Raw genomic sequence first — 25,993 nt, forward strand, 5'->3', positions numbered from 1 at the left:
GGGTGGCACAGCCACCCGCCCCGTCATCTTTGGCGATATCCCTAGTCCTTAAATAGTTGATGGCTTTGCTATGGGCAAACATCCAGATCCTAAAACCAACGGGGAACAGGCTCAATCTCTTCCATTCGCGCTAGTACTTCGCCCGGGGTTATACCGCTGCTGAACCAAGAAGTATCCGCAGCATTGACAACGTCCCTCACACACGAAGCGAAAATTGAGCCGGTTTCCGCACTCGGGCGTGGCAAATATGTTTTCGCCACGGAAACAAGTTGGCGGCCGTATCTATCGTCGATAACAACAACCACAAGCTCCCCCTGCCGCGCGGCGTAAAGAGCGTGGCTTGCAGTGAGAAATTCTCCGAGGTTGTTTCCATCCTCAAGAATTTTAGCTGGAGGTCTACCGTCGAGACGATTGCGGCGACAAATGTCAGTAATGGCCCGATTCATCGCCGGAGACAAAAGTACTGAATCCGATAGAACCGTCAGACTCCCTCGGAGTTCCCGCCAACAGGCATCCGCGAGTGTCCGAGCGAACTTCGGGCGTGCCATCACCCGCACAAGTTCTTTCTCGACCTGCTCGCAAACCGCTAGGATCGCACCCTTTTTCTTGGCCCAAGAAGTGAGGATGCCATGCTCCCCGGAGGCCAAGAAATGCAAAAGGGAGCAGGTGTCGAAGAGGATAATCACATCAAACCAGAGATGTCGTCGTTAGATATATCTGGGACGTGGTGCACAACCGAAGGTGGAGGACCTAAAGCGCTCACATCCACTCCTAGAATCTCAGCTACCACTTCAGCGGTAACTTTTCCTTGCGCGAACGCCTCCTTAGCTTTTTCTTGTAAATACACCGGAGGTCTTTGCGAAGATTGAGAAACAGAAGCCTCCCGGGCATGACACTGACTTATCCACCCGTATTCTTCCGCAAGCTTCCTCGTGGAGTACTGCCTGAGCTCACTGAGTTCCTTCGAACCAATCAGACCAGCGTTAGACATCTGGAAGGCAGCAATTTGAGGCGAGACACCGTAGCCCCGCACAAGGCTATTGAGCCACGCCTTCTTCGGATATCCGGACTGCTGAGCGCAGATTGTTTCGGTGGCAGATAACGGTAAAAGCAAGTGGCGAGCAAAGGCATGGGCGCGAGTTTCCGACGGCCCCGAATAGCCATGATTCTTTGCACTAGTGAGATCTTCTTGAAAGACAAAATGCCCTATTTCATGAGCAACTGTCGAACGAAACCTCGCGTAAGGCAGAGCGCTATTAACAACAAAAACAAAAGAGTCGTTTTCTTCGTCCCTCGCCGTGAGACCGTGCTCGTCACCGCCTACGGCGATACACAAAACATCCACGTGGAGGAGTTTCGGCAACTCAAGAATGTCGCTAATCGGATCAGTGCCCAAACCGAATTTTTCCCGGAGACGGAGCGCCGCGCCACTCCCATCAGTTTCGGCACTCATGGTGCTGTCACCATACGCAAAGCAGCGAAGTAATCGAAAGCCGCATCACGCATCTTTTTCATGGCGCCGTCTTTTTCGCCCGGGCGCGCAGCAAAAGTAATATCGTCCTGGATCAGTGTTCGGCCAAAAATAGCCTCAACCCCTACGCCCAGCGCAGCCGCTAGGCGCAAAACATCCGCCCCGTTTACGTCTCCCATGCCTGCCTCAAGCCTGGTGAGCACAGGCAGAGCAACGCCGCTTTTACCGCTTAAGTCTTCACAGCTAAGCCCCTGGTGGGCACGGTATTTTTTAACCTGCTGACCTACCGCCAGGGCATATTCGTTTACCTGTTCCATCGCGCGGCTCCTCGTTGGATGGTGGTTCTTCACCTCACAGTATTGCAGAAACGTGACGCCGTAGGAATAACGCGCAGCACACTTCTTACGACGACGCGGGGCGGGTGGCGCCGCCCCGCCAGCAGCCGAGGCAGAAGGGGCGGGAGCGGCAGTGGCGGCGTCGTCGTTCTTCCCGCTCTCAGCACCGGAGCCCGGCACCGTGGCGGTGGCCCGGGCGTCAAGTCGGCACGCACACCACGGAAGCGAACGGAACACGCATCCACGATCCGCGCGCGGGACTCTAGAATAGATCCGTTAGAAACCTCAATCAGGCGTTCTGAGAAGTCGTAGAAGAAGGAGCCGCATGTCTATTCCCACCCCGCCCGTTGGCGTTGCAGATATCGGAGTGACCGGGATGGCGGTGATGGGCTCGAATCTGGCCCGTAACCTCGCCAGCCGCGGCTACAAAGTTGCTATCCACAATCGCACCGCCGCGAAAACCGAGCGGGTGATGACCGAGCACGGCAGCGAAGGGGAGTTCTACCCGAGCGAATCCATGGCGGATTTTGTGGCCTCGCTGGCCCGCCCGCGGGTGGCCATTATTATGGTCAAGGCAGGCAAGCCCACCGATGCGGTGATTGAGGAACTCGCCGATCTCATGGAGCCGGGCGATATTATCGTGGATTGCGGGAATTCACTCTTCACCGATACCATGCGCCGCGAAGCAGAGATTTCCGCGCGCGGGCTGCATTTTGTGGGTACCGGGGTCTCCGGCGGTGAAGAGGGCGCGCTCAAGGGCCCCTCGATTATGCCCGGCGGCACCCGCGAATCCTATGATCGCCTGGGCCCCATGTTTGAGGCGATTGCCGCGCGCAAGAACGGCGAACCGTGCTGCACCTACGTGGGCCCCAACGGCGCCGGCCATTTCGTGAAAATGGTGCATAACGGCATCGAATATGCGGATATGCAGCTCATCGCGGAAGCTTATGATCTTATGCGCACCGCCCTGGGAATGAGTGCCGCGGAGATTGGCGATGTTTTCGAGCGCTGGAATTCCACCGAACTGGATTCCTACCTCATTGAGATCACCGCCGAGGTGCTACGCCAGCGCGATGCCACCACCGGCGCCGCGCTCGTGGATGTGATTGCGGACGCCGCCGCCCAGAAGGGCACCGGGGCCTGGACCGTGCAAAACGCCGCTGCTTTCGGGGTGCCCGCCACCGGGATCGCCGAAGCAACCTTCGCGCGCAGCCTGTCCGGGGACGCCGCCGAACGCGCCGCCGGCCGCGCCCTGCCCGGGCACACCACCGAGGTCACGGTGGAGGATCGCGAGCGCTTCATCGAGGATATTCGCCTGGCCCTCTACGCCTCCAAGATGGTGGCCTACTCCCAAGGTTTCGAGCTCATCCGCAAGGGTTCCCTGGAGAATTCCTGGGGCATTGACCTGGGCGCGATGGCGCGGATTTGGCGCGCGGGCTGCATTATCCGCGCGGCTTTCCTGGACCGCATCACCGAGGCCTACACCCGCCAGCCCGATCTCCCGCTCCTCCTGGCCGACCCCTATTTCAGCTCCGAGATTTCCGGGGCGGTTGAGGCCTGGCGCCGGATTGTGGTATTCGCCGCGCAGCGCGGGGTGCCGATCCCGGCCTTCGCGTCCTCGCTGGCCTACTACGACGGCGTGCGCGCCGAACGCCTCCCGGCCAATCTCATTCAGGCCCAGCGCGATTATTTCGGGGCGCATACCTATCGCCGCCTCGATACCGAGGGCGTGTTCCACACCGTGTGGCAGGATCCGGCTCGCCCGGAAGAGCGCTGGGACTAGGCCAGCTGGGCTAAGTAGCTGCGTTTAAGAACGCCAGGGCCGGGCGTGCTGGGGCCAATCAACGTTTGTTGAGTTATCCACAGATGTGACATATCCCGGGGCGCCGTTCCCGCCGCACTAACCTTCGGTAGCGTAACCTTGAAGAGTAGTACCGCGGGCGCGGGCCTCCCGAATTCTCAACGGGGTGCATAACTATCCCTCGCCAGTGGCTATACACCACAGCGACTGCACCTCGGTGGCAAGATCCGTTCCACATCTTGCTGCCGAGGTGCTTCTACCCCGCCTCGGTCCGCGGGAACGTTACGTAGCACGACGACGACGCCGCGCTACCGCGCGGCCTGCCGGCCCGAGGTCCTAGCGGGCCAGCACCGCGACCACCCCGAAACCCTGTTCCGTGACAGTGTCTCCAAAAGATGCCATATTAGTTAAGGTCTATACACAGCGCGGAACTGGCATAATGCCGCATTATGCACATAGCCTTGAATTATGGTGTCCCGTATAAGTACACTCATGGATGGGTTAGGACTTCCTTCCCTAACAATTTTTTACTCTACGCAAAGGTAAACGATGAAGAAGACAGTTCGCGGCTTTTTCGCGCTTGTGGCTGCCGGCACCCTCGCTCTGGGCGCTTGCTCCAATGACTCGGCCAAGGATACCTCCTCCCCTTCGGCCGCCGCTTCAGAACCCGCCGCTGAGGCCACCTCGGAAGCCCCCAGCAGCGTTTCGATTACGGATTCGCACGGCACCCACGAAGTTCCGGTCAATCCGGAGCGCGTGGTTTCCCTGGATAACCGCACTTTCGAAACCCTGCATGAATGGGGCGTCAAGCTCCTCGCGGCCCCCAAGGATGTGATGCCGAAGGACGATCCGTACGTCAAGGATGACTCGGTCGTGAATATCGGCAACCACCGCGAACCGAATTTCGAGGCGATTACCGCGGCCAACCCGGATCTGGTTATTGTGGGCCAGCGCTTCGCCCAGCATTATGACAAGATCAAGGCTGCCGCTCCGAACGCCGCGATTATCGATATGAATATCGTGCTACCCAAGGAAGAACAGGATGCGGACGCCAATAAGTCCGGCGAACTGCTCATGGACGGCATGAAGAAGGACGTTGAGGATCTGGGCAAGATCTTCGGCAAGGAAAAGGAAGCCGCCAAGCTCAACGCGGACTTGGATGCCGCGATTGCCGCCGCGCGCGATGCCTACCCGGCCGGCCAGAAGGTGCTGTCCATCAACACCAACGGTGGCAAGATGGGTTACCTCGCCCCGGGCGTGGGCCGTACCCTCGGGCCGCTCTACCCGCTCCTCAACCTCACCCCGGCCTTCGATCTGGGTGAAGGAACCTCGAACCACAAGGGTGACGAAGTTTCCGACGAAGCTCTGGCGCAGGCCAACCCCGAGTGGATCCTCATTATGGACCGCGATGCCGGCGTGGGCGAAGGCAACGAAGCTCACGGTGCTGATCTGGTAACCAACTCCCCCGCCATGGCCAATGTGCCGGCGGTGCAGAAGAAGCAGATCCTGACCATGCCCGCGGATACCTACGTCAATGAAGGTCCGCAAACCTACATCGAATTCCTCAACGACCTGGCTAAGGCCTTCAAGGCCGCCAAGTAGCTCAGGCTAGAGGCTAACCAACCTGCGGGGGCCGGGAACCCGCCCCCCGCAGCATGTACGCCCATGACAACACCACCGCAGAGTTCTCTTTCCTCACGCAGACCTACCGCGAGCAGGCTGCTGCGCGCCCTGCCCCTGACCCTCGGCATTATTATTCTGGCCGGCCTGGTCTACCTATCCATGACCACCGGCACCTACAATATCGCCGAGCACGAAGGTGGCGAATTCATGTACTTCGCCACCCGCATCCCCCGCACCGCCTCCCTGGTGCTGGCCGGCGCCGCCATGGCCATGTGCGGGCTGGTTATGCAGCTGCTGACCCAAAATAAATTCGTGGAACCCACCACCACGGGCACCACCGAATGGGCCGGCCTCGGGCTGCTCGTCGTAATGTTCCTGGTCCCGCATACCTCGCTTATCGAGCAGATGCTGGCCGCCATCCTTTTCGCTTTTATCGGCACCATTATTTTCTTCCTGGTGCTGCGCCGGGTCACGCTGCGCTCCTCGGTGATTGTGCCGATTGTGGGGATTATGCTCGGCGCGGTTGTCAGCGCCATTTCCACGTTCTTCGCCCTCAAAACTGACACCCTGCAAACCCTAGGGGTGTGGTTCCAGGGCAGTTTCGCTAATGTGGTGGCCGGGCGCTACGAACCGCTGTGGATCGTTCTTATCGCCACGGTGCTTATTTTCATCCTGGCCGACCGCCTCACGGTGGCGGGCCTGGGTGAGGATGTGGCCACCGGCCTGGGCGTGAATTACAACCTCATCGTGCTGCTCGGCACCGGGGTGATCGCCCTGACCACCGGCGTGGTCACCGTGGTGATCGGCCGCATTCCCTTCCTCGGGCTCATCGTCCCCAATATTATTTCGCTGCTGCGCGGGGATGATCTGCGCTCCAACCTCCCCTGGGTGTGCGTTTTCGGGGCCGGGATCCTCACGGTCTGCGACCTGGTATCCCGCACCCTCATCGCTCCCTTTGAAATCCCGGTGTCACTGATCCTCGGCACCCTGGGAGCGGCCGTGTTCATCTTCCTTATTCTGCGGCAGCGCCGGAGGCTCTCATGAGCGTCGTCGTACCACAATCTCCCGAAAAATCTTGTGCCACGGGCGCAGCTCCCCGCCACGCGGGTGCCTTCGCGACCCCGCGGGCGCGGCGGCGCTACTGGCTGCTGCTCATCGGCATCGCGCTACTCGGCGTGGCTTTCACCGCGCTCTATTTTGTGTGGAATATTCCGGTGGCGGTGGGAAGCGAGGGCTTCTGGATTATTACCCGGATGCGAGCCGAGGCGGTGTTTTCGATTCTGCTGGTGGCCTTTTGCCAGTCGCTAGCCACCCTCGCGTTCCAGACGGTGACCACCAACCGGATTCTTACGCCGTCGATTATGGGTTTCGAGTCGCTGTATTCGGTGATTCACACCTCCACGATTTTCTTCTTCGGGGTGGCCGGATTCGTGGCTTTCACCGGGGTGCGGGCCTTCCTCATCCAGGTGGCGATTATGGTGGCGTGTGCGCTGGCGCTGTACGGCTGGCTGCTGCGCGGTAAGCTCGGCAGCCTGCATATTATGCTGCTTATCGGCATTATTATCGGCACTGGCTTGGGCTCACTGTCCGCGTTTATGCAGCGTATGCTCACGCCCTCCGAATTTGATGTGCTGTCCGCGCGCATGTTCGGCACCATCGCGAATGCGCGTTCGGATGTGTTCGTGGCGGCGCTGCCGCTAGCGCTCGGGGCGGGCCTGGCGCTCCTCCTCATTTCGCGTTCCCTCAACGCGATTGCGCTGGGGCGCGATGTGGCGGTGTCGCTGGGCGTCAATCACCTGCGGATGCTGCTCATTTCGCTCACACTTATCGCGGTGCTGGTCTCGGTGTCCACGGCGCTGGTGGGGCCGATGACGTTCTTCGGTTTCCTCGTGGCAACCCTCACCTACCAGGCGGCGGATACCTACGATCACCGTTTCCTCTTCCCCATGGCCGCCGTGATTGGTTACGCGGTGCTCATGGGTGGCTTCTTCGTGATGAAAAATATTTTCTCGGCGGAAGGCGTGGTCTCCATCATTATTGAGCTGGTGGGCGGCCTGACGTTCCTCGTCGTCGTATTGAGAAAGGGGCGGTTGTAATGCGCCACCGCAAGAAAACAGCAGGCACGCATCTTGAGGTTCCCGCGCCGGTGCCGCCGGTGGTCTCCCCGCATCTGCGTGCGGCCGATCTGAGCTGCGCCGATCCGATGATCCGTATGGAGGGCACCCGCCGCGATTACAGTTCGGAGGTGCGGATCGGCCCGGTCACCTTGGATATTCCGCACGGCGGGGTGACGGCCCTGGTGGGTCCGAATGGTGCGGGCAAGTCCACGCTACTCACGATGATTGGGCGGCTTATGCGTATGGACGCGGGCGCGATTGCGGTGGCGGGTCTTGATGTGACGACGACGAAATCCGCCGATCTTGCCAAGATTCTCGCGATTCTGCGCCAGGAAAATCACTTCGTTACCCGCCTGACGGTGCGTCAGCTGGTCGGCTTCGGGCGTTTCCCGTATTCGAATGGGCGCCTGACCGCCGAGGATGAGAAGATCATTTCCCGCTATATTGATTTCCTTGGGCTGACCGAGCTGGAAGGGCGCTACCTGGATGAGCTCTCCGGTGGGCAGCGCCAGCGCGCCTACGTGGCGATGGTCCTCACCCAGGAAACCGATTGCGTGCTGCTGGACGAGCCGCTCAATAACTTGGATATTTCGCATTCGGTGCAGATGATGCGCCACCTGCGCCAGGCCGCGGACGAGCTTCACCGCACCATCGTGCTGGTTATCCACGATATTAATTTCGCGGCACGCTACTCGGATCGCATTATTGCCATGCGCGAAGGCGTGGTCATGGATGCCGGCACCCCGGCGGATATTATGACCCCGGAGCGCCTCTCCGCGATTTTCGACGCGGAGATCGACGTGATCCCCGGCCCCTGCGGCCCGGTCGCGATTTATTAGCCTGAGGCGTGCGTGCTGGGCGCAATGAGAATTGCACGGCCCAGCACGGAGATTATTTTCATTCATGTAGGCCCTGCGTTGACCCTGATACAGAACCTCCCGAGGAGTGAACCTGGTTAATGACAAATTAGCCAGTTCATTCCTCGGGAGGACTTTGATGAAACACAAGGCTACACCATCACGGATGGCGACATAAGAAAACTAGACTTCTTCTAATTGCAAAGCCTTAGTTTCTTTCGCGAACATATAGATGCCCGCGCCGATGAAGAGCAATACCGCGAAGATGACGAAGGGCACCAGAACCACTTCCGGGGTCGGTTTACCTCCTCCGATCATCGCTCCCACCATGTAGGGACCGAATATCTTTGCCGTGGCACCTATCCCGTACCCCAGGCCGAGCCCGGTGGAGCGAGCCTCGTTGGGGAATTGCTCGGCACCGAAGGCGTTCAAGATACCGAAGGCGCCGTCACCAAAGGCCATGGCAATGAGGATGCCGATGAAGAAGATAATCCCGGCTGAGTATCCATCCATTTGGCTGGCAAAGGCCGCAATTAGGCAGCCGATACCGCCAAGGACGCCCCAGATCAGCATGGTTGTGCGCCGCCCGATGCGGTCAGAAATCCACGCTGAGCCCAAGCGTCCGAGCAGATCTGCCAGGGAAACACCCATGAACATGTAGACCACCGTGGAGATATCGAACTTGAAGGATTCGCCGAGGATGGCCTGTCCCCAGGACTGAATGGTGAAGGAACCTAAGATGAAACAGAAGGAGCCAAAGGTAACAATCGCCAACGCTTTGGGATACTTGGTGAAAATAACTCCGTATGATGCCGCTTGCTTTTGTTCATAAACAGGAAGCTCACCCACTTCTTCAACGGGAATCTGGAGTGCCCAGGCATAGGCCTTGCGTGCATCTTCCACCCGACCGCGCGACACCAGGTAGCGCGGCGACTCCGGGACGAAGAAGGCCCACGCCACGAGAACAACGGGTACACACCCCAGGGCAATGAGTCCTTTCCATCCCAAGGGTTCACCGAGGAACTTTGTTGCCAAGGACCCTAAGAAAATACCCAGAGGAATGAAAACCGAGGTCAGACCAGAGAGTAAGCCACGCTGTTTCGCGGGAACGAATTCCTGGACATAGGGGATAGAAGTGATGTTCAGACCCCCAACCCCGATGCACACACCAACGCGGTAGAGAGCCAGTAACAGCCATTGACCGGGCGTGATGGTCAGACACAGAGCCGTGAATACCACCAAAACCACGATGCAACTAATGAAAGCGGTTTTACGTCCGAAGCTGTCGGCGAGGCGGCCCCACATAATCGCTCCGACTACGGTACCCACGCCGGAAGCCGCTCCGATGATGCCGGCTTGCATTCCGGTGAGTTCCCAGCCTGGAGTTTTCATCAACAGGGCGATGACGAAGCCAATGAGGAACAAATCGAAGAACTCCGAAATGTTACCCACCACGGTCATGCCGATCAAACTGCGCTGGTTGCGGGTTAGCGGACGGGAGTCAACTTGCTGCATTGCAGTTACAGAACTACTCATCATTAATTCTCCTTTACACGTCGCCACTTCTAGCGCAAGATGTCAGAGTTGTCGGCAGTTTCCAGTTCGCCGTGGCTGATACGGGTTAAGTCACCGTGATGTGTTAGCGCGATCTTCGCGGTTCGCATCCCAATCCGTACCCCGGCATCGAGATCGCCATTGAGATAGCCATACAAGGTACCGCCTACGAAGGAATCTCCGGCCCCGGGCCGATCCATCACGGGCACACGTTCCACGTCGTAGACCTTCTCGCCTTCAGCGGTAGAAGAATAGGTGCCGTCCAGTTGATCCGTGGAAACAACCACCGGAACCTCGAGGAATTCGCGCAGGTCGTGGCAAACTTGCGGGCCGCTACCCTTGAGCCCGAAAACCGAGCCAGCATCCCTGCGGGAACAGAACACGATGGAAGACTTCCGGGCAATCGGTTCTAGCACCTTACGTGCCTGGGCGCCGTCCCACAGGAGGGATCTGTAGTTGACGTCAAGCGCTACTTTGATTTTCCGCTCATGGGCCTGATCAACGAAGTAGGTCAATACCTTAGCGGTTTTTTCCGTCAAAGCAGCAGTGATACCGGTGACGAACACCATCTTGGTATCTAGCATGTCATCCCAGTTGACATCGTCGATGTCAATGTCCCGAAATGGGGTGTGTAAACGGTCATAGGTGACCTTGCCGGGTAGCGGCATCTCGCCTGGTTCAAGGAAATAGAGTGCCACCCGCCCTTCTTTCCGCATCACTACGTTAGACAGGTCGATCCCGGCCGAACGGAATTCCGAGAGAACCCTTTCGGAAAGGCCGCTTTCGGGCAGTACCGTACACCAAGCCGTTTTCTTGCCTAGCTGGGCCAGTAATCCGGCAACATTCGCTTCAGAACACGCGGCGGTCATCTTTAATCCCCGGGAGGAAACGAGGTGTTCTCCTTTGGGGCAGGTCAGCCGAATCTGACCTTCACCAATGGTGGTTAATTCGTACTTCATTGTCGAACTCCTAAACTTGCATTCATAGTGCCGTACCGATTTTGGTAACGATCATGATTGGCTAATACTTCCTCAGCTGGCAGATCCTCAATCTGCCCGAGGCCGGTGGCGATCGCGACGGTGCGAGCCACATCCTCTACCATCACAGCAGCTTGTAGCGCCTTGGCAATAGACGAACCAATAGTGAACACGCCATGCTGCTTCATCAATATGGCAGGGGAATCCCCGATGGAACGGATGACCTCCGCTCCGATTTCATCGCTGCCGATTCTGGCATACCCTCCACAAGGAATAGGGCCGCCGAATTCATCCGCGATGGCTGTTAGGCAACAGGGGATGGGTTTCCCTACCGCCGCAAATGCGGTGGCGTAGCGGGAATGAGTATGAATGACCGATTTGACATCCTTTTTGTGTTGGTAGATATAGAGATGTGAGCTCGTATCCGAGGACGGTCCGTGTTCCCCTTCCACTACCCGGCCGTCGGGAGCCACGACCACCATGTCCTTGGGTGTCATGTCTTCGTAGCGCATCCCCGAGGGTTTAATGACGATGTAGCCGGTTTCCTCGTCAATGGCGGAAAGGTTCCCGCCTGTCCAGGCAACCAATCCGTGACGTGGTAGTTCTAAGTTGCCGGCACACACTTCTTCGCGTAATTGCTCGAGCATAGTTACGGTTACGTCCTTTCTGGGGGAATGACGATAATGTTTGATTGCCTCAGGAGCACCTCAAGATATTCGCGTGCGGCGATGCACTTCGCGATTGAGTCCGGAGCGTCGTCGTTCCACATTTCGAGCATGATTCTGCCACTCCAGTTCTGACGCGCGAGTTCTCGGAAGGCTGCCGGGAAATCGACACATCCCTCGCCCAGCGGTATCCGTCGAGGTTGTCCGGGAAGTACGTCTTTGACGTGCAAAGCGACCATGCGCCCTTCCCCCGCTGCCAATTCGCTGGTTGCATCCCCGCCGTGTTCGGCAATGTTGCCGATATCGGGGTAGATGCGCAGCCAGGGCGAGGGCAGCTGCTCGAGAACTTTGACCACGTCAGGTATAGCTGCGAGGTCGTTCCCATCCACATTTTCGATAGCGAGGATAATGCCGCGTTGTTCCGCGTAGGGTAAGGCGAGGGCAAGAGTTTCCAGGTAGCGTTGCGCCGCATCGGGGTCGTGAGGTTCGTAGTAGGCGTAGTAACCCGCCACTTGCACGACCGGAATACCCATGTCCACACAGAAATCAATCGCTTTCCGGTACAGTTCAAGGGCTCGCTGGCGCATCTGCGGGTCTTGTGAACCAGGCATGACTGCCCGATGCGCCGAAAGACAGATGCCCCCTAAACGGATATGGGCCTGCCTTGCTGCTTCCCGCACGTTCTGCCGTTGGCGGTAATCCCACTCGAGGCGCTTCATGCGCTCGACGCTTTCATCGATGGAAAGATCCACGAAGGAAAACCCAGCTTCCCTGGCGTTGCGGAAAAATACACCCCAGTCATCTGTGCTAGGCAAGGCTTTTTCGTAGATTCCCAGGGTGACAGTGGATTCTTTTCGCTGCGTCACGCGTTCCACACCTGCCTTATCTTGGTTTGCAGGGCGGTGGCGGCCGCCAGGGGATCTTCGGCCTGGGTGATAGTGCGACCCGCGATGATGATATCCGGGTATTGCCCCGAGAATGCGTCGAGGTCAGCCACGCTCATCCCTCCGGTGATAGTTACCGTGAAACCGAGTTCCTTCAACTGCGCGATGCGTTCGAAGTCATGAGGTCCCCAGGTGAGTTTCCCCGCGGCTTCCAAGTCACGCGAGCGCTTCACGATGGCGTGTTTCACCCCAATATCCGCCCACTTCCGGGCTTTTTCCAGGGTGTAGTGTTCCTCAGCCAGTTCCACTTGCACCTCGCCGTGGAAACCTTCGGCTACCTTGACCACCTGTTCAATAGTGGTCAGCGATGCACCCGCCACGCAGGACACCCACGACGCTCCCGCCTCGAAGCAATTCCGGGCAATGAGGGAACCCGCTTCCGCGATGCGTACATCGGCCAGAATCGGTTTTTCGGGAAACAAAGCGCGGATTTCTCGCACTGCCCGTAGGCCTTCATTGATAATCAAGATGGTGCCGCACTCGATAATGTCAATCTGGGAGTGCGCTTTTTGCAGGGGCGCCAGCGCGTCTTCCATAGTTAAGGTATCGAGGGCAATTTGCAGTTGTGGCCGCATCTTAGCTGTCCTTACGCATGGTGAAGAAGCGCTGCGCGTTGTACATCAGCAGGTCTTCCACGTAAGCGCGATCAAAACCTTCGTCGAGCATGCGAGGTCCATCCACGGCAGGATTGAAGTCAACCCCTGTCACGGAACCGTAGGCTTTCTGATAGGAGGCCTTACCCGAGTCGGTTCCCAGGATAATCCGCTTGCCGTATCCCAGTTTTCCAAGTTCGCGCAGCTCCATGATCCGGTTGGAATCCGGTTGGTACTTGATTCGGTGAGTGCCGTCAATCTCCAGCCAGGCTCCGGTATCGAGGATTTGCTTCAAATACCACACATCGGCATTGCGCTGGATGTGGCCGATGGCAATCTGGTCCGCCGGCACACCGAGCTTAATGAGCTCCCGAGCCTGTTCAATCCCGCAGGTGCCGTACGTGGTGTGCGTGTTAATCGGTGCACCTGTCTCAATGGAAGCAATAGCGCATGCCCGCATGCACTTGTATTCAAAATCGGTAATCATGCCGTAGGAAGTCGCGACTTTGATACACCCGGCCTTCATCTTGGTGCGTTCCACGATAGGCCCGGAGTAGTCGAAACGGTCGATACCTTCTGTAATGTCTTTAATCAACAGGTCGGCAATCTGGTTGACCGTGTAGCGGCTGACCCAGTGCGAACGGGTCTCGAGGTAGACCTTTTCGCGGTGGAAACCGGTGCAGGCAATCACCTGCAGATTCGGCACCCGGTTATTAACTTCCAGCAACTTCTCCAGGTCACGCCCCGAGTTAGCCGGACACATGTCCACAACCGTGCCGCCGTGAGGACTCCACTTCAGCGAAGCCTCGGCAAAGTATGTTCCTTCTTCGACGGCCTTGTCCACATCCGCCAGCAAATGATCGGGGTCAATGTACACTTCCCCGGCTCCCGTACGAATCAAGTGGTCATGCGCATTTACAACCCCGAGGGTCTCCGGCGCCACATCACCTTTGATTGTGCGTGCGTAACTCATTGCATTCTCCTTTGATTGCAACTGACTACCTCTATCTGAGGCCTGGCATTCAGCGTAGATAGAGTTTGTCAAGCAGAAAAGGAGTATTTTGAACATATGTTCCGTGAATTGATGAATGAGCACCAGATTCACGCCGAATAACGGCGATAATCATCACTCCGAAAGTGGTGCTATCAGCTATGCTGAACATATGTCCAAGGAAGCACATACTATTTATGACCGCGAGCACCTCGAATTACTCCTGGAAGTTTCCAAAAGGTACTACCTTGATAATGCCAAGCAAAGCGACATAGCTGCTGAAATTGGCTACTCTCGAGTGACGGTTTCCCGGTTATTGGCACAGGCTCGCGCGGCCGGGATTGTGAAAATAGAAATTTCCCATCCCTCGGCACGTCTCCTTGGTTTGGAGCAACAGCTACTCGATACCTACCAGCTCAAGGAAGTACGAGTGGTCGCCACCAGCGAAGCGGACACTAAATCTGCCATTGGCTCCGCCGCGGCAGATGTGTTGCTGGCACATTGCAACCCTCGTTCTACCGTGGCAATTTCTAATGGTCGCGCGGTGGCCGCTACGGTAGCGAAACTGCCCCGACGCACCTGGACCTCGTCTTGTGTCGTTCCTATTCTGGGAATGACCGGTTCGGGACTCCCCTTCATAGATAGCCCGGATTTATGCCGAGCCGCCTCGAAGAAACTCGGGGGCAACCACTGGGTTCTTCCCGTACCGCTGGTGTTTGAAACCGAGTTAGCTGCGCAGGCGATGAGCCAGGAACCATCGGTGCATCGCACCTTGGATTTAGCCGCTCGTGCCGATGTGGCATTGGTGGGAGTCGGGGCGGTGTCCATAGCTGGTTCTAGCCCCTTGCTGCGCAAATGGATCACCCATCCGATTCAACGTGAGCTGGCTCGGAAACACGCGGTGGCGCACCTCAACGGGCACTACCTTAACGCCCAGGGAAAGCATGTTGATGTGTCCTTGTGCCGCCGTACCGTGTGCCTCCACCCCTCTAAACTGCGCGATATCCCTTTTGTGGTGGGGGTGGCTTACGGCACGGAAAAGGTTGCCGCTATAGAAGCAGTGCTGGTGGGTGGCTATCTTGACGCCTTGATTACCGACGATTACACCGCTGCGGCTCTCGTTGAAGAGGTCTAACTCGCCGGTGGCTTATCGATCACCGAGCCGTTCACGGAGCGGAAGTCCCAGACGGTGCGGCAGGCCATATTTTCCTCCCGAGCCTGTCCGTCCGGCCCGCGCACTCCCTGAGTGAAATCGGGGCTTTCCACCATGTAATCCACGTATTCGATCACCCCGGTGCGCCGGTTATATCCCACGCTGCCCGCGAGAATGACCCAGTCGCCATCCTGCGCGCAGGTATCCATGAGCTGGGTACCCAGTGAAGGAAGTTTCGTGCCTTGACGCAGTTCCCCCGATACAACCCCGCGCTCATTTTCGGCGCCGTAATCGGCGCTGCGAATCAGGAACCGCATATCGTCCTTCGAAAGCGGCGCCAGGCTCGCCTTATTGGGAGGCTGCCCGTTGATGGTATATTCGAGCACCTTATCCCCGTCATAGCGCTGCACCAGCTCATTGACGCTGAGTCGCGAAGCCCAATCATCCAGGCCAGAGCTGTTATTGGTGCGCAGCACCCCGACCTCGAACTCCGTCATGCCATCGACCGCACGCAGAGCTTCCGCCATGATCGCCTCCCCCGATGCGGGTTCCGCACCGGGCGAGCCAGCCGCAGCAGGCGAGGGCGCTGCATTGCTTGATGACCCCGCCGCGCCCGCCGTTGGGGTAGCGCTTGCCGAACCGGCCGACGGTGCCGGGGTGCTTGCGGCCTGCTGCGGCGTCGTCGTGCTACTACAGGAAGCGAGGGCCGCAACCGCGCAGATTCCCGCGACGCTGCGGAAAATATTCTTTCGTGCCATACCTCATGCTACCGCCGCACGGCGCGTAAGTGTGACGGGCACCGCAACCCGGCGCGCCCGCACCGTTCGAGCACCGCCCACACCGTTGCGCACCGCCCGCGCCGTTGCGTCACCGCCCGCGCCGTCCCAGCCCCATTGCGCCCCGCACCCAAGAAACATTCACCCGCCGTCCAGCTTCCTTGCCTAGAATCGTTTTTTATGAACGACGCCGCACCCGCGCAGCGGGACTTTGACTCGACCGCGCCCGGCCCGGCGCCCACCGCCCCGGCCCCCGCCGCAAGCAAACCCGCGCAACGGGAACCCGAGTCCCTCGCCCTGACCGATCCCGCCACCGACCCCACCACCGGCAACGAGCACGTGCCCGCGAGCGACCCGGCCCTTGGGCTCAGCGCCGCGCAGGCCGCCCAGCTCGCCGCGGAGGGCAAGGCGAATACCCTCCCGGACCGCTCGGGGCGCTCGGCCGCGCAGATTGTGCGCGATAACGTTTTCACCCGCATTAACTTCATGCTCGGCGTGCTATTTATTGCCGTGATTCTCACCGGTTCGTGGATCAATAGCGCTTTCGGCCTGCTCATTATTGCGAACTCGATTATCGGCATTATTCAGGAGCTGCGCGCCAAGCACACCCTCGATTCCCTGGCGGTTATCGGCGAAGCACATCCGCGAGTGCGCCGCGAGGGCGAGGTGCACGAAATCGCGCGCGAAGAGGTGGTGCTCGGCGATATTATCGTGGTCGCCGCCGGCGAGCAGGTCGTGGTGGACGGCCTCGTCACCGAAGCCGATTACCTCGAGGTGGACGAATCGCTCCTCACCGGCGAATCCGATTCCATCCACAAGGAACCCGGCGCCGCGATGATGTCCGGCTCCTTCGTCTCCTCCGGCTCGGGCAGCTACCGCGCCACCCGCGTGGGCGCCGACGCCTACGCCGCCAAACTCACCTCCGCCGCCTCGAAATTCTCGCTCGTCGATTCCCAGCTGCAAAACGGGATCGACCGCATCCTCAAAGCCATCACCTGGGTGCTGGTGCCCGTGGGGCTGCTGACCATCTGGGGCCAGATCCGCGTGGTGGGCCTGGATTGGGCCGCCATCGGCGCGCACTGGCGCGACATCGTGCTCTCGGTCACCGGCGCGCTGGTGCCGATGATCCCCGAAGGCCTGGTGCTCATCACCTCGACCGCTTTCGCGCTGGGTGTGATCCGGCTCGGACGCCTGAACGTGCTGGTCAATGAGCTGCCGGCCATCGAAGGCCTCGCGCGCGTGGATACCGTCGCCGTGGACAAAACCGGCACTCTTACCGAAAATACCCTGCGTTTCGCGGGGCTCGAGTTGGTGCCCGGCGCGGCTGTGAGCAGCGGTTCTGATTCCGGTTCTGATTCCGGCGGCGCGAGTTCTTGCGCCGGTTCCAGTTCCGGCACCGCGCGGGAACAGCACGACGACGCCGCCACTTCCGCCGCGCGCGCTCAGGCCACCGCCCGGGAAGCCCTGGCCCAGCTGGGCGCGGCCGACCCGGCCCCGAACTCCTCCATGGAAGCCATCCAGGAAGCCCTCGGCGCGCCGGCCCAGCCGTGGGAGGTAGCCGAGCGCCAGCCGTTCACCTCGGCAAAGAAGTGGTCCGGGGTGAGTTTCGCCAATGGCCAGCACTGGATTATGGGCGCCCCGGATGTGCTCCTCGATCTGGCGAGTGCGGACGGCCCGGCGGGCGCCGCCGCCCCAACTAGCGCCGTCGTTCCAACTAGCGACCCCGCCGCAGGCAGCGCCGCCACGTCTAGCAACCCGGCCCTCGCCGCCGCCCGCGAGCGCGCCGCCGCCATCGCCGCCACCGGCCAGCGCGTGCTGCTCCTGGCCCGCAGCGATACGCCGGTCACGGCCGCGAACGCGCCCGGCAACCTCGAGCCGCTCGCTTTTATTCTGCTAGACCAGAAAATCCGCCCGGACGCCTCCGATACTCTGCGCTATTTCGATTCGCAGGGCGTGGCGGTCAAAGTCATATCCGGCGATAATGCCGCGGCGGTCGGTGCGGTGACCACGCAGCTCGGCGTCGATGTGGGCACTCCCGTGGACGCGCGCACCATCCCGGAGGCGAGCTTCGCGGAAACGATCAACGAGAATGCCGTATTCGGGCGGGTGACCCCGGATCAGAAGCGCGCCATGGTCGCGGCGCTGCGCGGGGCGGGACACACTGTCGCGATGACGGGCGATGGCGTCAATGACGTACTCGCCCTCAAGGACGCCGACCTGGGCATCGGCATGGGTTCGGGCACCTCCGCCACTCGCTCGGTCGCGAAAATCGTGCTCCTCGACGATAAATTCGCCTCCCTCCCACATGTGGTGGGCGAAGGCCGGCGCGTGGTCGGAAATATCGAACGCGTGGCGCGGCTTTTCCTCACCAAAACGGTGTATTCGGCGGTGCTCGCCATCGCGGTGCTACTCTTCGCACTGCCCTATCCCTTCGTACCAATTCACGTGACGATCACCGGCTGGTTCACCATCGGCATCCCGGCCTTCCTCCTCTCCCTGCCGCCGAATAACGACGCCGCCCGCCCCGGTTTCGTGCAGCGCGTCATGCGTTTCGGTTTCCCGGCGGGCCTGATCGTGGGGGTTGCGACTTTTATTACCTACGTCATGTTGTACGACGGCGCAGCTAGCTCGGCATATGCGACTCAGGTGTCCACCGCGACGCTCCTGACGATGATTATTGCCTCCTCGTGGGTGCTCGTGGTGGTGGCCCGGCCCTATGTCTGGTGGAAGATTCTTCTTATTTTGCTGCCGCTGGTGGGTTACGGGGTGATTTTCCTGTGGCCCCTCACGCAGCGCGTGTTCATGCTGGATTCCTCTAACTCCGGGGCGATGGCCCTGGGCACGCTGGTGGGTGCGGTTGGCGCGGCGCTAATCGAGGCGCTGTGGTGGTTCTTGGGGCTACGCTTCGGGGAGCCGGCTCGGCTCTGGCAAAGCGCGGAGCAGCGGGCCGCGCAGCGCACCCAGGCTGAGCTGCGTAAGAAGGCGACGGCGGAGCGGCGCGCGGGGGATGGCGCGAGGGTGAGTGTGGCGGCTGCGGTGAAGTAGCACGGGCTGAGCTGCGCGTGAGGCTGGACGCGCGTGACACTGAATGCGAGCGCGAAGTAGCGGATGTTTCTCTGCTGGCCGAAGGCCCCTGAGCTTGGCAAACGCGAAACTTGCTTGCCGCTCCCGGCCGCTCTCTGATTGAATGAATGTGGCTTGGCTCGTGTAACCGGGCGCTCCGGCATATCCGGAGGCGCGCGGAAAGCGGCTAGCCACCTGTCACATCGGGGGCGTTTTCGCCGGTTACCGTACGCGGTCAGCGCGTGGAGTTGCCGGGCGCCGCTCCCGCGCATCGTTAGGATTTATCGTGAGCGAAGAAGACGCAACCCGTTCGCCGCAGGGCGGCGAACCCACCCGAGCTTTCCCTCCGCACGGCTCCGAGAACACCACTCCCGGCACGGGCAGCGCGCCCGAAGCCGCCGGCGCAGCTGATGCTGCCAGCGCGCCCACCCAAGCTTTTTCCACGCCCAGCTCACCTTCGGGCGATTACCCCACTCAGGCCTACGGTGCACCTACCGCCGCTTATCCCGGTCAGGGCCAGTATGGCGCCGCCGGGCAGGGCGGGCAGTACGGAGCCGGACAACCCGGGCAAGCCGGGCACTACGGCGGCCCCGCATATCCGGGAGCTCAGGCCGGCGCCGGCACCGGCACCCAGTATCCCGGCCAGGCTGGCCAAGGCAATCACTACGGCAGCCAGGCTGGTTACCCGCAGCGGGGTAATTATCCGGGTCAGGCCCCGCAATACGGTTCCGGCCAGGGCGGGCAGTACGGCGGCCCGGGCTATCCCGGCGGGCAATATGGCGGCGCCGGCTACCCGGGCGGCTCGGGCAATCAGTACCCCGGCGCAGGTGGCCCGAACGGACCTGGCGGCCCGAATGGTCCGCGCGGGAGTTATCCGGTCGGCTACGGTCAGCAGCCCAAGCAGAGCAAAACCGGCCTGTTTGTTGGTATCGGCGTGGGAATCATCGCGTTGATCGCTCTAGTTGTTGGCCTTATTTTCTTCCTCAACCGGGATAAGGCCAGCGATGATGCGCAGCCCGATCCCAGCTCGGTTCCTTCGGTTAGCGCACCCGCCACCCCGGACGCCACGGCCGCTCCGGAAACCAGCAAGGCACCCATCCTTGATTCGCCTACCACGCCCGCCCCCGCACCCTCCGGTGACTCGGGCGGCTCAACAGGTAAGGACGGCAAAGAAGGGCTGACCTACACCTACCCGCCGGAAAAAATCGCAGCGCTCTTCGATACCTTCCTCAAGGACCCGAGCTTCACCGCAGCATTTGGTAAACCTGCGCGTGACGACGTCGGCACCTGCATCGGCAATGCCGCACAGGGCAAGCTATCCGACCAGTTCATCGATGTCATCGAACGCGCCAGCAAGGGCGACATCATGGCCGGCAACGAAATTGAGGACCCCAAGTTCATGACTGACCTGCTCAACTTCATCCTCGTCATGGACTCCTGCGGAATAGATATCACAATGCAGTAGGGGCGTCGCCCTCATCAGCACCCCCGTGGGCCTATTGCGCATTCATTCACCCGGGCGCCGATTCCTTTCACGGAATTAGCGCCCGGGTGCTTTGCATTCTGGCCCGGGCCGCTACCTCGCCGCCGCGGCTCGCTGGCCCAACCGGCTGGCTCCGCCCGCCGCCTCGCCGGACTTGCTCACCGTCCCGGACTTTCTCACCTCCCCGGCCCACATCACTGCATATTATGCGCGTGGCCACATAGGCGTCGTCGTACATGCCCTGCATCACAGGCCGTACCCTGCCGAAAACACGGGCGGGCAGGTACACTCAGAGCCCCAAGGAGGTTATGTTATGCATAATAATAATTATTATCATTGTGAGCACGGCGACCACGCCGGCGGGCAATGCACCTGCGCTCAGCGCAGTTCTGGCGCCTCCGCCGCATCGGCGTCGGAGGAGAGCACGCCATCCGAGGAGGATGGCGAATCATTTAGCGTGGCCGGCCAAAACGGCGAAAATGGCGAAGTTAGCGAGGATGGCGACAACGCGCACCTATGCCACCTGGCTCGTACGCCCACCGCGGTAGCTCCCGCTGCCGGTCATGATCATGCCAGCGGCCATGAGCACGGGCCCGGGCATGTGCACGGCGCCGGGGCGCAACGCGGGCGCATCGCCTGGGCGCTCGGTATTACTTTCTCGATTCTGATCGCCGAGGTGATCGGGGCGTTCTGGCTCGGCTCGCTGGCCCTCCTTGTGGATGCCGGCCATATGCTCACCGATAGCGCCGGCCTGGTCATGGCGCTGGTGGCCGCTCACCTCACCACCAAACCCGCAACCAACCGCCGCACCTGGGGTTATGCTCGGGCGGAGATTATTTCCGCGTGCTTGCAGGCGACGCTGCTCCTCGGCGTGGGTATTTTCGTGATCATCGAAGCGATCAAACGCCTGACCGACCCGCCGGAGATGCCGGCTGCGCCGCTGCTGATTTTCGGCATTATCGGCCTGCTGGGCAATATCGCTTCCATGCTGATCCTCTTCACCGGGCGCGGCGCCAGCCTCAATATGAAGGCCGCCTTCCTGGAAGTTTGCAATGACGCGCTCGGTTCGGTTGCGGTGATCGTGGCGGCGGCGTCGATCTACTTCACCGGCTGGGGCGGCGCGGACGCGATTGCCGCGATCCTCATCGGAATTCTTATTATTCCGCGTGCGCTGCGGATTCTGTCCACTGCGCTCAACGTGTTGATGGAGGCGACGCCGCAGGGCCTGGACCTGGACGAAGTGCGCCAGCATATGGAGAATCTGCCGCACGTGATTCGGGTGCATGATATGCATGCGACGACGGTCGCCACCGGGCTGCCGGTGCTCAGCGCCCACGTGGTGGTTGAGGATGAGTGCTTCTTCGACGGGCACGCCCCGCGGATCCTCGATCAGCTCCAGCAGTGCGTCGCCGAGCATTTCCCGGTCAAGGTGGAGCATTCCACTTTCCAGCTGGAGCCGGCCGAGCATAGCAAATGTGAGTACGTGCCGCATGGGTAGAGAGTGGCGCTAAGCGCGGGCGGTGAGTAAGCACTGGGCCGCGAGCATCTATACCGCGAGCGTGACCGAAAGCAACCGCAGACCGCTGATAAGAACCGCAGACACGTGTGGGGGCACCCCAATCGGAGGTGCCCCCACACGTGTTTTTGCTAGTGCCTTAGCGGGATAGCGAGCCGGCAGAATAACCGGCAGAATAGAGCACCGGCAATTAGCAAGCAGCCCTAAGAATTCTTGCGGCGAGTAGCCACGAGGGCTCCGCCTGCCAGAACAAGCATGCCACCCAGAGCGAAGGGCGCCGCCGCATCACTACCGGTATGGGCGAGGGAACGGCTGCCCGCCTTGGCTACCGTGCCCTGCTTGCCGGGGGTAGCGGTCGCACCGGTTGTGCCGGGCTGGCTGGGTTCACCAGGAGTTCCGGGAGTTTCAGGCGTGCTGGGCGTCGTACCCGATGCCTGCCCAGGCTGACCGGGGTCACCAGGCTGGCCCGGGTTGCCCGGCTGACCCGGAGTTCCAGGCTCACCCGGCTCCGGAGTTTCCGTTCCAGGCTCAGGCGCAGGTTCCGGTGCCGGCTCGGGCTTCGGCTTGACGGTCAGCTTCGCTGTCCGAGTTACCGTGGCACCCTTCTCATCGGTCACCGTGAAGCTCAAATCATAGGTTCCCGGGGTATTCGGGTCATAGGCATTATCCGGGCTGGGCACCGCGGTGCCGCTGGAGGACACCACCATATCCGCGGGATCGAAAGGATCACCCACGGTGATGGTCATATCCTTGAGGCTCAGCTCCGGAGCAGCTTCGATGATGACCCAAGGTTGCTTGACAACTAGCTGCGCCGTCGCCGTACGTTTCACACCCTGCTCGTTCGTCACCGTAAAGGTGAGAGTGTAGGTACCGGGAGTCTTCGGATCGTATACGTTATCCGGGCTGGGCACGGCCGTGCCGCTGGAAGAAACCACCATATCCACCGGATCGAAAGGCTCACCGGCCTTGATTTCCACGTTCTTGAGCGTGAGCTCCGGGGCGGGAATGAGCGGGGTCCAACGCTTCTTGACGATCAGCTTCGCGGTGCGAGTAACCATACCGCCCTTGCTGTCCTTCGCCGTGAAAGTGATGGGGTATTCGCCAGCAACAGCATTGTCATAATCGCCCGCGGGCGTGACAGAGCCACCGTTGGCCGGATCGGTCAGATCCTTGCCGGCAAAATCCGTGGCGGAGACGACCATATCCGAAGGAGTGAATGCCTCACCCTCCCAAATCTCGATGTTCTTCACCTCGAGGGCCGGCTCCTTGGCCCACGCCGCGGTCAGATTGACCACGTTTTGCCGGCGGTATCCCAGCAGCCGGTTCGGGTCAATTTCGTCGAAACGGTAAGGTTTATCCACTGTGTACACGTTGTACTTGTAGGGCGGCTCGACGGCCGGAATATTGAGAGTGCTCTTCCCAATCCACCCGAGGAAGGTGTAACCCTCGCGCACCGGGTCCGTGGGCTTCTGCACGGTGCCGTGCGGGGTGATGAACATGCTGTAGAACGAGCCATCCTGGGCCTGATGCAGCGGATCGGTCGGAATCTTATCGGTCCAGGTACCGCCGTTGAGGTCATAGGTGGCGTAATTGAACTGTTCGTAGGAGATCTGCTGGAAGTAAATATTTTCGGTCGGTTTCACGTCCTTCACGTGGTACGTGAGGACGGCGTCCTTCCCGATCCCGGTCACGCTCTGCTCGAGGTTATCGGGGTAAAGCAGATCCGAGCCCGTGCTGGTAATCTTCCAGCCCGGCTGCATAACGATCTGACCGTTGAGCACCCAGCCCGCCGGAATTCGCTTGTAGTTGTAACGCTTGGCCGGGTCGCTCGGATAGGTAATACTTTCCGAAGGGTTATCTGGATTGTGAGCGGTGAACTCAAATTTTTGTATCTTCTCACCGATCACGTAGTTAAAATCAACAGACTGAGGCGCCGCCTCCGCCCGCAGGGGTTGCCCAACGACGACCATCGCAATAGCAGCGATCACCGCCAGCACCCTCGAAAGGTTTCGCGTGAGCATGTGGTGTGTCCTTACCTTAGATGAGTGATGAGTAAACTCAACTCAAGTAAATCACAATTGGAGAGTTAATTCTTAAGGTATTCAGCGTTTGCGCAGGTCACGACTGTGTGATTGATCATTTTCACAAAAGTTTTATGTTGATTTTACGCCGCGCAGTTTTACGTAACATAAATAATATTTTGCAGATTTTTGGAGCGCTTGCGTTTATGGCGCAGTTTCGTGCGGTACGACGGCGCAGCTGCGGCGACGGCGCAGCTTCGGCCAGCAATGTCACTTCGGCCGACGGCGCAGCTACCGGCCGGGGAAGCTGGGCACCGGGGAATGCCTCAGGATGCAAATTGGGGACCATCGGAGTCGCGTAGTGCAAATCCAGAGCAGAAATCCGGCCAAAATAGTGCGTAGATTTGCACCCTGTTGTGGGCTCGCTGTTGAAGCTTCACCTACGCGCCTATCGCGCGGTGGGCAGAGACGCGAAAACCCGCATCGCAGGGAAACCTGCAATGCGGGCCATGGCGGTGGCGGCGGGATTTGAACCCGCGGTAGCTATTAACTACACATCATTTCGAGTGATGCACCTTCGGCCGCTCGGACACGCCACCGCAGAATAGATTACACGGCGCACCCCGAATTTACCTAATCAATGCGGAGCACATCACGTTAAAGCTTCGAGGAGCAACGGCCGGCTTCACCACCAACGCGCCGTCACCCGCGGGCCGCGCCAGTTGGCGCCACCGCTCGCCGCCCGCCGCCCACGGGCCGCGCCACCCCGCATCCTCATCCGCGGAAGAATTTCCGCAGCTGAGCGGAGGTTTCTTCTTCCAGAACTCCCCCGATCACCTCGATGCGGTGATTGAGGCGCGGGTCGCGCACCACATCGCGCAGCGAGCCAGCCGCCCCCGCTTTCTCATCCCAGGCACCGAAGATGAGCCGCCGAATCCGGGCACCGACCATCGCCCCGGCGCACATCGTGCACGGTTCCAAGGTGACGTAGATGTCGGCGTCGTCCAAACGCCACCGCCCGAGCGCCGCACCGGCCGCGCGCAGGGCCATAATTTCCGCGTGCCCGGCCGGGTCATGTTCGCATTCGCGGGTATTCCAACCGCGCGCCACCACGGCGCCGTCCACCACCACGAGCGCGCCGACGGGCACATCCCCACCCGCCGCGGCCCGTGCCGCCAGCTCCATCGCTTCGCGCATAAATAGCTTTTCCGCCGCCCGCATATCGCCGCACCTATCCTCAGGCGTGTCCTCGGGCGCATCCGCACTCCCCCGCGAATCGGCTCGCATATCTCCCCGCATGGCTCCATTGTGTCACGAGCCCCACGGCGAGCCGCCTGTGTCACGAGCCTCAAGCCGAGCCGCCCGCGCGCGTCGCCCGCCGGGTACCGCTATCCTTAAAGCATGCACATCCTCGAAATTGACCACCCTCTGGTCGCGCATAAACTCTCTGTCCTCCGTGATGAAACCACCCCGTCGGCAATTTTCCGGCAGCTAACCGAGGAGCTTGTGACTCTCCTCGCTTATGAAGCCACCCGGAATGTGGCGGTGCACGAAGTAACGGTCACCACCCCGGTGGCTACCACAACCGGCGTGAAGCTGGCCCGCCCGGCGCCCATCGTCGTTCCGATTTTGCGGGCCGGCCTGGGCATGCTGGAAGGAATGACGAAGCTCCTTCCCACCGCCGAAGTTGGCTTCCTCGGCCTGCGCCGCGATGAGGAAACTCTCGAGGCCGTCACCTACGCTAACCGCCTCCCGGATGATCTGACCGGGAGGCAGTGTTTTGTTCTTGACCCGATGCTGGCCACCGGCCACACCATCCACGAATCCATCAACTACCTGCTCGAACGCGGCGCGCGGGATGTCACCTGCGTGTGCCTGCTGGCCACCCCGCAGGGCCTGGAGGAAGTGAAATCGCACCTGCCCGAGGATGCGGACGTCAAGATCGTCGTCGCTTCCATCGATGAGGGCCTCAACGAGAAGGCCTACATCGTGCCGGGTCTGGGCGATGCCGGGGACCGCCTGTACGGCGTCGTCGACTAAAACACCAGAACCA

The 25,993-nt window shown here is 60.4% G+C and carries 22 protein-coding genes and 1 tRNA gene; 10 read left to right on the forward strand and 13 right to left on the reverse strand.

Annotation, left to right across the window (positions count from 1 at the left end):
• Positions 1–89: 89 nt before the first annotated feature.
• The 3 genes from ACRQFC_RS06020 to ACRQFC_RS06030 are packed head-to-tail and all read right to left on the reverse strand — an operon-like array spanning position 90 to position 1,788.
• Positions 90–686, reverse strand: coding sequence for a PIN domain-containing protein (locus ACRQFC_RS06020; RefSeq protein WP_284896035.1), 597 nt, complete (start codon positions 684–686; stop codon positions 90–92).
• On the reverse strand, positions 683–1,453 hold the full coding sequence (locus ACRQFC_RS06025) for an ImmA/IrrE family metallo-endopeptidase (RefSeq protein ID WP_284896032.1): 771 nt from the start codon (positions 1,451–1,453) through the stop codon (positions 683–685). The genes ACRQFC_RS06020 and ACRQFC_RS06025 overlap by 4 nt, the downstream gene beginning before the upstream one ends.
• Entirely contained in the window at positions 1,450–1,788 is a 339-nt protein-coding gene (locus ACRQFC_RS06030) for a helix-turn-helix domain-containing protein (RefSeq protein ID WP_026428999.1), read from the reverse strand. The genes ACRQFC_RS06025 and ACRQFC_RS06030 overlap by 4 nt, the downstream gene beginning before the upstream one ends.
• Before the next feature lie 343 nt (positions 1,789–2,131).
• Here ACRQFC_RS06030 and gnd point away from each other — a divergent pair, with 343 nt between their 5' ends.
• The 5 genes from gnd to ACRQFC_RS06055 all read left to right on the forward strand — a co-directional run bounded on the left by gnd (position 2,132) and on the right by ACRQFC_RS06055 (position 8,186).
• Positions 2,132–3,589, forward strand: coding sequence for an NADP-dependent phosphogluconate dehydrogenase (gene gnd / locus ACRQFC_RS06035; RefSeq protein ID WP_284896030.1), 1,458 nt, complete (start codon positions 2,132–2,134; stop codon positions 3,587–3,589).
• A gap of 567 nt (positions 3,590–4,156) precedes the next feature.
• On the forward strand, positions 4,157–5,209 hold the full coding sequence (locus ACRQFC_RS06040) for a siderophore ABC transporter substrate-binding protein (protein ID WP_284896028.1): 1,053 nt from the start codon (positions 4,157–4,159) through the stop codon (positions 5,207–5,209).
• 63 nt (positions 5,210–5,272) lie between these two features.
• Positions 5,273–6,274, forward strand: a complete 1,002-nt coding sequence (locus tag ACRQFC_RS06045; protein ID WP_026429002.1) for an ABC transporter permease — start codon at positions 5,273–5,275, stop codon at positions 6,272–6,274.
• Positions 6,271–7,326 (forward strand): iron chelate uptake ABC transporter family permease subunit, encoded by a 1,056-nt coding sequence (locus ACRQFC_RS06050; RefSeq protein WP_087070057.1) that lies wholly within the window; start codon positions 6,271–6,273, stop codon positions 7,324–7,326. Before ACRQFC_RS06045 ends, ACRQFC_RS06050 begins: the two co-directional genes overlap by 4 nt.
• A 107-nt stretch (positions 7,327–7,433) precedes the next feature.
• Positions 7,434–8,186 carry an iron ABC transporter ATP-binding protein gene (locus ACRQFC_RS06055; RefSeq protein ID WP_026429004.1) on the forward strand — a complete coding sequence of 251 codons (753 nt, stop codon included), beginning with the start codon at positions 7,434–7,436 and terminating at the stop codon, positions 8,184–8,186.
• 201 nt (positions 8,187–8,387) lie between these two features.
• Here the strand turns inward: ACRQFC_RS06055 and ACRQFC_RS06060 are convergent, their stop codons facing one another.
• The 6 genes from ACRQFC_RS06060 to ACRQFC_RS06085 are packed head-to-tail and all read right to left on the reverse strand — an operon-like array spanning position 8,388 to position 13,910.
• Positions 8,388–9,740 (reverse strand): MFS transporter, encoded by a 1,353-nt coding sequence (locus tag ACRQFC_RS06060; protein WP_087071139.1) that lies wholly within the window; start codon positions 9,738–9,740, stop codon positions 8,388–8,390.
• A gap of 29 nt (positions 9,741–9,769) precedes the next feature.
• Entirely contained in the window at positions 9,770–10,717 is a 948-nt protein-coding gene (locus tag ACRQFC_RS06065; RefSeq protein WP_087070058.1) for a sugar kinase, read from the reverse strand.
• Positions 10,714–11,382 carry an L-ribulose-5-phosphate 4-epimerase gene (locus ACRQFC_RS06070; protein WP_026429007.1) on the reverse strand — a complete coding sequence of 223 codons (669 nt, stop codon included), beginning with the start codon at positions 11,380–11,382 and terminating at the stop codon, positions 10,714–10,716. Before ACRQFC_RS06070 ends, ACRQFC_RS06065 begins: the two co-directional genes overlap by 4 nt.
• A gap of 8 nt (positions 11,383–11,390) precedes the next feature.
• Positions 11,391–12,275 (reverse strand): L-ribulose-5-phosphate 3-epimerase, encoded by an 885-nt coding sequence (locus ACRQFC_RS06075; protein WP_234984425.1) that lies wholly within the window; start codon positions 12,273–12,275, stop codon positions 11,391–11,393.
• Positions 12,263–12,919: a 3-dehydro-L-gulonate-6-phosphate decarboxylase gene (locus tag ACRQFC_RS06080; protein ID WP_087070059.1), complete on the reverse strand. Its 657-nt coding sequence runs from the start codon at positions 12,917–12,919 to the stop codon at positions 12,263–12,265. Before ACRQFC_RS06080 ends, ACRQFC_RS06075 begins: the two co-directional genes overlap by 13 nt.
• Position 12,920: 1 nt before the next feature.
• Positions 12,921–13,910: a phosphotriesterase family protein gene (locus ACRQFC_RS06085; protein ID WP_026429010.1), complete on the reverse strand. Its 990-nt coding sequence runs from the start codon at positions 13,908–13,910 to the stop codon at positions 12,921–12,923.
• 115 nt (positions 13,911–14,025) lie between these two features.
• Between ACRQFC_RS06085 and ACRQFC_RS06090 the strand changes: the two genes are divergently transcribed.
• Positions 14,026–15,063 (forward strand): sugar-binding transcriptional regulator, encoded by a 1,038-nt coding sequence (locus ACRQFC_RS06090; RefSeq protein ID WP_244899299.1) that lies wholly within the window; start codon positions 14,026–14,028, stop codon positions 15,061–15,063.
• Here the strand turns inward: ACRQFC_RS06090 and ACRQFC_RS06095 are convergent.
• Positions 15,060–15,839, reverse strand: a complete 780-nt coding sequence (locus ACRQFC_RS06095) for a hypothetical protein (protein WP_143231815.1) — start codon at positions 15,837–15,839, stop codon at positions 15,060–15,062. The two genes, ACRQFC_RS06090 and ACRQFC_RS06095, sit on opposite strands and share 4 nt — an antisense overlap.
• 198 nt (positions 15,840–16,037) lie before the next feature.
• Here ACRQFC_RS06095 and ACRQFC_RS06100 point away from each other — a divergent pair, with 198 nt between their 5' ends.
• The 3 genes from ACRQFC_RS06100 (at position 16,038) to ACRQFC_RS06110 (ending at position 21,901) form a co-directional block, all read left to right on the forward strand.
• Positions 16,038–18,902 carry an HAD-IC family P-type ATPase gene (locus ACRQFC_RS06100; protein ID WP_101595631.1) on the forward strand — a complete coding sequence of 955 codons (2,865 nt, stop codon included), beginning with the start codon at positions 16,038–16,040 and terminating at the stop codon, positions 18,900–18,902.
• 304 nt (positions 18,903–19,206) lie between these two features.
• Positions 19,207–20,385 carry an SKG-like transmembrane protein gene (locus tag ACRQFC_RS06105; protein WP_101595628.1) on the forward strand — a complete coding sequence of 393 codons (1,179 nt, stop codon included), beginning with the start codon at positions 19,207–19,209 and terminating at the stop codon, positions 20,383–20,385.
• A gap of 331 nt (positions 20,386–20,716) precedes the next feature.
• A complete protein-coding gene (locus ACRQFC_RS06110) occupies positions 20,717–21,901 on the forward strand; it encodes a cation diffusion facilitator family transporter (protein ID WP_180948684.1) in 1,185 nt (394 codons plus the stop codon).
• A gap of 221 nt (positions 21,902–22,122) precedes the next feature.
• On the opposite strand, the gene ACRQFC_RS06115 is transcribed toward ACRQFC_RS06110, so the two are convergent.
• From ACRQFC_RS06115 to tadA, 3 genes are all read right to left on the reverse strand, one after another.
• Positions 22,123–23,940, reverse strand: a complete 1,818-nt coding sequence (locus ACRQFC_RS06115) for an InlB B-repeat-containing protein (RefSeq protein ID WP_087070063.1) — start codon at positions 23,938–23,940, stop codon at positions 22,123–22,125.
• 510 nt (positions 23,941–24,450) lie between these two features.
• A tRNA-Ser gene (locus ACRQFC_RS06120) sits at positions 24,451–24,539 on the reverse strand.
• Positions 24,540–24,714: 175 nt separating this feature from the next.
• Positions 24,715–25,239 (reverse strand): tRNA adenosine(34) deaminase TadA, encoded by a 525-nt coding sequence (gene tadA / locus ACRQFC_RS06125; protein ID WP_244899301.1) that lies wholly within the window; start codon positions 25,237–25,239, stop codon positions 24,715–24,717.
• A 102-nt stretch (positions 25,240–25,341) separates the two neighbouring features.
• Between tadA and upp the strand changes: the two genes are divergently transcribed.
• Positions 25,342–25,980, forward strand: coding sequence for a uracil phosphoribosyltransferase (upp, locus tag ACRQFC_RS06130; RefSeq protein WP_026429144.1), 639 nt, complete (start codon positions 25,342–25,344; stop codon positions 25,978–25,980).
• Positions 25,981–25,993 lie beyond the last annotated feature (13 nt).

The organism is Actinotignum inguinis, assembly GCF_051265835.1.
Taxonomy (GTDB): Bacteria; Actinomycetota; Actinomycetes; order Actinomycetales; family Actinomycetaceae; genus Actinotignum; species Actinotignum timonense.